This is a genomic window from Pseudomonas sp. RW407 (assembly GCF_003176655.1).
Taxonomy (GTDB): Bacteria; Pseudomonadota; Gammaproteobacteria; order Pseudomonadales; family Pseudomonadaceae; genus Pseudomonas; species Pseudomonas delhiensis.
The window spans coordinates 1,266,359-1,273,288 of record NZ_QGSL01000107.1 but is presented as its reverse complement, the minus strand read 5'-3'; the positions used below and the strand labels follow the sequence as shown (position 1 = coordinate 1,273,288).

7 protein-coding genes are annotated in these 6,930 nt (G+C 68.8%); 5 read left to right on the top strand and 2 right to left on the bottom strand.

Features of this window, described 5'->3' with window-relative positions; genetic code table 11:
• Nucleotides 1-900 (bottom strand): GlxA family transcriptional regulator (locus DK254_RS29925; RefSeq protein ID WP_218281465.1); only part of this gene is annotated, 900 nt, incomplete at its 3' end.
• Nucleotides 901-1,174: 274 nt separating this feature from the next.
• Between DK254_RS29925 and DK254_RS29920 the strand changes: the two genes are divergently transcribed.
• A complete protein-coding gene (locus DK254_RS29920; RefSeq protein ID WP_089393721.1) occupies nucleotides 1,175-1,423 on the top strand; it encodes a DUF2790 domain-containing protein in 249 nt (82 codons plus the stop codon).
• A 55-nt stretch (nucleotides 1,424-1,478) separates the two neighbouring features.
• On the opposite strand, the gene DK254_RS29915 is transcribed toward DK254_RS29920, so the two are convergent.
• A complete protein-coding gene (locus DK254_RS29915) occupies nucleotides 1,479-2,405 on the bottom strand; it encodes a LysR family transcriptional regulator (protein ID WP_109936738.1) in 927 nt (308 codons plus the stop codon).
• Nucleotides 2,406-2,530: 125 nt separating this feature from the next.
• On the opposite strand from DK254_RS29915, the gene DK254_RS29910 reads away from it, so the two are divergent.
• The 4 genes from DK254_RS29910 to DK254_RS29895 all read left to right on the top strand — a co-directional run bounded on the left by DK254_RS29910 (nucleotide 2,531) and on the right by DK254_RS29895 (nucleotide 6,784).
• The gene (locus DK254_RS29910; RefSeq protein ID WP_089393719.1) at nucleotides 2,531-3,229 is read left to right on the top strand and encodes a CoA transferase subunit A; all 699 of its coding nucleotides are present in this window, start codon (nucleotides 2,531-2,533) and stop codon (nucleotides 3,227-3,229) included.
• Between the two features lie 26 nt (nucleotides 3,230-3,255).
• Nucleotides 3,256-3,912, top strand: coding sequence for a CoA transferase subunit B (locus DK254_RS29905; RefSeq protein WP_109936737.1), 657 nt, complete (start codon nucleotides 3,256-3,258; stop codon nucleotides 3,910-3,912).
• A gap of 168 nt (nucleotides 3,913-4,080) precedes the next feature.
• Entirely contained in the window at nucleotides 4,081-5,262 is a 1,182-nt protein-coding gene (locus DK254_RS29900; protein WP_109936736.1) for an acetyl-CoA C-acetyltransferase, read from the top strand.
• Between the two features lie 97 nt (nucleotides 5,263-5,359).
• Entirely contained in the window at nucleotides 5,360-6,784 is a 1,425-nt protein-coding gene (locus tag DK254_RS29895; RefSeq protein WP_109936735.1) for a short-chain fatty acid transporter, read from the top strand.
• Nucleotides 6,785-6,930: the final 146 nt, after the last annotated feature.

The window sequence follows — 6,930 nt, the reverse complement described above, 5'->3', positions numbered from 1 at the left end:
CACCAGCCGCATCCGCGCCGCGCTGCCGAAGCCGCAGCGCCAGGCCACCACCTTCAGCGGCAGCCCGCTGCCCTCCAGCAGCCCCCGCGCCGCATCCAACCGAGCGCGCTGGACGAACTCCGCCGGGGTGATGCCGGCCTCGCGGACGAACGCCCGGGCGAAGGTGCGCTCGCTCATGGTCGCCACCGCCGCCAGTTCCGCTACCGACAGCGCGTCCGTGAGGTGGGCCTGCACGTGCCGCTGCACGCGGGCGATGGGCGAGTCGTCGGCGGCCGGCGCCTGCAGGTAGGGGCTGAACTGCGACTGCCCGCCCTGGCGCTGGGCCACCACCAGCAGGCGCTTGGCCACGCTCAGCGCCACCGCCGGGCCATGGTCCTCGGCCACCAGCGCCAGGGCCAGGTCGATGCCCGCGGTGACGCCGGCGGAGGTCACCAGCGCGCCGTCGCGCACGTGGATGCTGTCGGGCTCCACCCGTGCCCGGGGGAACAGCCGGGCAAGGCGCGCCGCATCGCTCCAGTGGGTGGTGGCGCGTTTGCCGTCCAGCAGGCCGGCGTGGCCGAGCAGGAAGGCGCCGGTGCAGATCGAGCCGTAGCGCGGCGTCTCGGCGCAGGCCCGGCGCAGCCAGGCGAGGAGGGCGGTGGACGGTTCTTCCACGGGTAACTGCGGGCCGCCGGGCACCAGCAGGATGTCGAAGCCGCCGACGGCGCTGTCCAGCTCGTGCTGCGCGCCCAGCAGCTGGCCGTTGGAGGCGGGGATGGGAAAGGCATGCTCGGCCAGCGTCAGCACCTGGTAGCCGCTGCCCGGCGCCACGTAGGCGTTGGTTTCGGCGAAGACGTCCAGCGGGCCGGCGACGTCCAGCGCCTGCACGCCGGGGAACAGCAGCATGGCCACGCGCTTCATGGGGCACTCCTGGCGACGAACGGACTTGCCATTGTGGCCGCGTAGCGGATTGGCTGCAAAGCGCCAATACGAGCGAATCCTGCCATTGGTGCCGCGCTTTATGCCCATCCGGTGGCCCGATACGAGGCCAGCGCGACTTGGCAAGCCCCTATTGTTACGGGTTGCGCACTAATCCCTTGTCGGATTGCCTCTGTGTCCGGAACGGCCGTTCAACTAAATTTGTATACACGGCAAGGCCAAATGGCCAGTACGCCGGAAACCGGAGAATCCCACCATGAAACGCACTCTTTTCAGCCTGTTCGCCATCCCCCTGATGGGCGCCGCCCTGGCCGCCAACGCCGCCGACGCCGCGCCCGTGGTCTACCAGTACGGCATGAAGCTCGACGTGGCCAAGGTGATCAGCATCGAGCAAGCCAACGACCGTTGCGAAGTCGCCCCGGCGAAGATGACCTACGCCGACTCCAAGGGCCAGGTCCACGTGCTCGAGTACCTGCGCCAGACCGAGATGTGCAGCGACATCTGACGATCCCAGCGCAACGGGCGGTGTCCCTATGCCGCCCGCGCCGCGCGCCCCTTGCTCAATCCGCTTTCCCTTCCCCGTACCCTTCCTGCTGCAACCTCGGCCAGTCGGCTATCTGCAAGAGCACGTCGCTCAGCGCCTGGGCAGCGCTGGAGAGCTTGTGCTCGGCCAGGCTGAACAGGCCCACGCGCCTTTCCACCGTGGGCTCGTAGAGGTCCACGCAGCGCGCCCCCAGTTCCTCCATCTGCTGCACGCACAGGCGCGGCACCGCGCTCACCCCCAGGCCCTGGGCGACCATGCGCCCCACCGTGACCAGCTGGTGGCTCTCGAAGGCCACCGCCAGCCTGCCGTGGCTGGCCGCCACGCTGTCTTCCAGCAGCAGGCGCACCGCCGAGGGCCGCTGCAGGGTGATGAAGGGCTGCTGCAGCAACTGCGTCCAGGTCAGCCGGCGTAGCCCGGCCAGCGGCGAGCCGGCCGGCAGCACGGCGACGAAGCGGTCGCTGTAGAAGGCCTGGAAGCTCAGGCCGTCGAGGCTGTCCGGCTCGAAGGCGATGCCCAGTTCGACGCGGCGGTTGCGCACCATCTCCAGGACCTGTTCGTTGATCACGTCGTGCACCGCCACGTTGACCTTCGGGTAGCGCTGGCGGAAGGCCATGAGCGCCCCCGGCAGCAGGTTGCCGGCGAAGGAGGGCATGGCGGCGATGGAGACCTTGCCCAGCTGCAGGGTGAAGTGCTGGCGCAGCAGTTCCTCGGCGTTGTCCCAGTCGGCCAGCAGGCGCCGGGCGATGGGCAGCAGGGTCTCGCCCTCGGGGGTGAGGGCGACGCTGCGGGTGGTGCGCACCAGCAGCTGCCCGCCGAGGGATTCCTCCAGGTTCTTGATTGCCAGGCTCAGCGCCGGTTGCGACAGGTGCAGGCGCTCGCCGGCCTGGGCGAAGCTCAGGCTCTGGGCCACGGCGAGGAAGGCACGCAGTTGCTTGACGGTCATTGATAAGCAAAGCCGAATAATCGATTGGAAAAACAAACTTAACAAATCAGTCCCCAGCGGTGAAGCTGCAGACGCTCTCCGACCGGCCGGTCGGAAACCCTAACTACAAGAGAGGCAGCAGCGACATGGCAGGACTCGACAAGCGGGTTGGCAGTTACGCGGAGGCCCTGGCCGGGCTCACCGACGGCATGACGGTACTGGCGGGCGGCTTCGGCCTGTGCGGCATTCCCGAGAACCTCATCGCGCAGATCCGCCGCCTGGGCGTGAAGGGCCTGACGGTGGTGTCGAACAACTGCGGCGTCGACGGCTTCGGCCTCGGCGTGCTGCTGGAAGACCGGCAGATCCGCAAGATGATCGCCTCCTACGTGGGCGAGAACGAACTCTTCGAGCGCCAGCTGCTGTCCGGCGAGCTGGAAGTGGAACTCACCCCGCAAGGCACCCTGGCCGAGAAACTGCGCGCCGGCGGCGCCGGCATCCCGGCCTTCTTCACCGCCACCGGCTACGGCACTCCGGTCGCCGAGGGCAAGGAGGTCCGCGAGTTCAACGGCCGGCCGCACATCCTGGAACAGGCCATCACCGGCGACTTCGCCATCGTCAAGGGCTGGAAGGCCGACCACTACGGCAACGTCATCTACCGCCACACCGCGCAGAACTTCAACCCGGTGGTGGCCACCGCGGGGCGCATCACCGTGGTCGAGGTGGAGGAGATCGTCGAACCGGGCGAACTGGACCCGAGCCAGATCCACACCCCCGGCATCTACGTCGACCGCATCATCCAGGGAACCTTCGAGAAGCGCATCGAGAAGCGCACCGTGCGTTCCTGAGCCCACCGGACAAGAGAGACAAGACCATGGCACTGACCCGCGAACAGATGGCCCAGCGCGTCGCGCGCGAACTCAAGGACGGCTACTACGTCAACCTCGGCATCGGCATCCCGACCCTGGTGGCCAACTACGTGCCCGAGGGCATGGAAGTGATGCTGCAGTCGGAGAACGGCCTGCTCGGCATGGGCGCCTTCCCCACCGAGGAAACCCTCGACGCCGACATGATCAACGCCGGCAAGCAGACCGTGACCGCCGTGAAGGGCGCGTCGATCTTCTCCTCCGCCGAGTCCTTCGCGATGATCCGCGGCGGCCACGTCGACCTCACCGTGCTCGGCGCCTTCGAGGTGGACGTGCAGGGCAACATCGCCTCCTGGATGATTCCCGGCAAGCTGGTGAAAGGCATGGGCGGCGCCATGGACCTGGTGGCCGGCGCCGACAACATCATCGTCACCATGACCCACGCCTCCAAGGACGGCGAGTCCAAGCTGCTGGACCGCTGCAGCCTGCCGCTGACCGGCGCCGGCTGCATCCGCAAGGTGCTCACCGACCTGGCCTACCTGGAGATCGAGGACGGCGCCTTCGTCCTGCGCGAGACCGCGCCGGGGGTGAGCGTCGAGGAGATCGCCGAGAAGACCGCCGGGCGCCTGATCGTGCCGGACGACGTGAAAGAGATGACCTTCTGATCCAACGCTTCAAGAGCACCCTCTCCCTAACCCTCTCCCGCAAGCGGGAGAGGGGACTGGTTCGGAGTCGGGATGAGCACATGAGTCATCCTGGCACGGACAGCTCCCTCTCCCTTCAGGGAGAGGGCGGGGGGAGAGGGCAGCCCAAGCCACCGGAGTGAGCCAATCATGCAAGACGTAGTGATAGTCGCCGCCACCCGTACCGCCATCGGCAGCTTCCAGGGCAGCCTGGCGAACATTCCCGCCCACGAGCTGGGCGCCATCGTCATCCGCGAGCTGCTGCAGCGCAGCGGCGTCAAGCCCGAGCAGGTGGACGAGGTCATCCTCGGCCAGGTGCTCACCGCCGGCGCCGGGCAGAACCCCGCGCGCCAGGCCGCCATCGCCGCCGGACTGCCCCACGAGGTGCCCGCGCTGACGCTGAACAAGGTCTGCGGCTCCGGCCTCAAGGCCCTGCACCTGGCGGCCCAGGCCATCCGCTGCGGCGACGCCGAGGTGGTCATCGCCGGCGGCCAGGAGAACATGAGCCTGTCGCCCTACGTGCTGCCCAAGGCCCGCACCGGCCTGCGCATGGGCCATGCGCAGCTGGTCGACAGCATGATCGTCGACGGCCTGTGGGATGCCTTCAACGACTACCACATGGGCATCACCGCCGAGAACCTGGCGGACAAGTACGGCATCGGCCGCGAGGCGCAGGACGCCTTCGCCGCCGCCTCGCAGCAGAAGGCCGTGGCCGCCATCGAGGCCGGGCGCTTCCGCGACGAGATCGTCCCGGTGAGTATCCCGCAGCGCAAGGGCGAGGCCCTGAGCTTCGACACCGACGAGCAGCCGCGCGCCGGCACCACCGCCGAGGCCCTGGCCAAGCTCAAGCCGGCGTTCAGGAAGGACGGCTCCGTCACCGCCGGCAACGCCTCCAGCCTCAACGACGGCGCCGCCGCCGTGCTGCTGATGAGCGCCGCCAAGGCCAAGGCGCTGGGCCTGCCGGTGCTGGCGCGCATCGCTGCCTACGCCAGCGCCGGCGTCGACCCGGCGATCATGGGCATCGGCCCGGTCTCCGCCACCCGCCGTTGCCTGGACAAGGCCGGCTGGCAGCTGGGCGAGCTGGACCTGGTCGAGGCCAACGAAGCCTTCGCCGCGCAGTCCCTGGCGGTGGGCAAGGAACTGGGCTGGGACGCCGCCAAGGTCAACGTCAATGGCGGCGCCATCGCCCTCGGCCATCCCATCGGCGCCTCCGGCTGCCGCGTGCTGGTCAGCCTGCTGCACGAAATGCTCCGCCGCGATGCGAAGAAGGGCCTCGCCACCCTCTGCATCGGCGGTGGTCAGGGCGTGGCCCTGGCCCTGGTCCGCGACTGACCGAGCCCCGCGTGCCTGCGTGACGGACGCCCCGGACGAACTCCGGGGCGTTCGGCGTTACAAAGAAAAATAACTCCAATAAATCGAGGTAGGAAAAATGAACGCGAAACTGCAACTGCAGGAAAGCCGTTCCGCGCGCTTCGCCATGGCCTGCTCGGCCTGGGCCGAGCGCTGGTTCCCCGACTCCTGGGTGTTCGCCACCCTGGCGGTGCTGATCGTGGCCGTGGCCACCCTGGCCATGGGCGCGGCCCCCGGCGAGACCGCCAAGGCCTTCGGCGACGGCTTCTGGAGCCTGATCCCCTTCACCATGCAGATGGCCTTCGTGGTCATCGGCGGCTACGTGGTGGCCAGCTCCGGCCCGGCCTCGCGGCTGATCGCGCTGCTGGCACGGGTGCCGAAGAACGGCCGCTCGGCGGTGGCCTGGGTGGCCGTGGTGTCGATGCTCGCCTCGCTGCTCAACTGGGGCCTGAGCCTGGTCTTCGGCGGCCTGCTGGTGCGCGCCCTGGCCCGCCGCACGGACCTGAAGATGGATTACCGCGCCGCCGGCGCCGCCGCCTACCTGGGCCTGGGCGCCGTCTGGGCGCTGGGCCTGTCGTCCTCCGCCGCGCAGCTGCAGGCCAACCCCGGCAGCCTGCCGCCGTCGATCCTCGCCATCACCGGGGTGATCCCCTTCACCGAGACCATCTTCCTCTGGCAGTCCGGCCTGATGCTGCTGGCGCTGGTGGTGGTGTCCGTGGTGATCGCCTACATGACCGCGCCGAGCGAGTCCAACGCCCGTGACGCCCAGGACTGCGGCGTCGACGTCAGCTTCACCCCGCCGCAGATGAGCAAGCCCAGCCGCCCCGGCGAATGGCTGGAGCACAGCCCGCTGCTGATCCTGCTGCTGGTGGCCCTGGCGGCCGGCTGGCTGTTCCACGAGTTCGCCACCAAGCCGGCGATCCTCGCCATTTCCGGGCTGAACACCTACAACCTGCTGTTCCTGATGGTCGGCGCGCTGCTGCACTGGCGTCCGCGCAACTTCCTCGACGCCGTGGCCCGCGCGGTGCCGACCACCACCGGGGTGCTGATCCAGTTCCCGCTGTACGGCTCCATCGCCGCCATCATGACCACGGTGAAAGGCGCCGACGGCGCCACGGTGGCGCACCACATCTCGACCTTCTTCGTGCAGATCGCCTCCCACGACACCTACGCGCTGCTGATGGGCGTGTACTCCGCGGTGCTGGGCTTCTTCATCCCCTCCGGCGGCGGCAAGTGGATCATCGAGGCGCCCTACGTGATGCAGGTGGCCACCGAGCTGAACTACCACCTGGGCTGGGCGGTGCAGATCTACAACGCCGCCGAGGCGCTGCCGAACCTGATCAACCCCTTCTACATGCTGCCGCTGCTCGGCGTGCTGGGCCTGAAGGCCCGCGACCTGATCGGCTTCTCCTTCGTCCAGCTGCTGGTGCACATCCCCCTGGTGCTGTTCCTGCTCTGGGCGCTGGGGACCACCCTGCAGTACCTGCCGCCGGTCATGCCGTAACCACGCAGACAGCCGCCGCTGGCAGAGGCCCGGGCACCTTGCGGTGCCCGGGCCTTTTTCATGGGTGCGGTTTACGAGACGCCCCGATGGAGTGGCGTGGTGGTCCCGGCAATCGCGGACGGAGTCCGCTCCTACAAGGTGGAGGA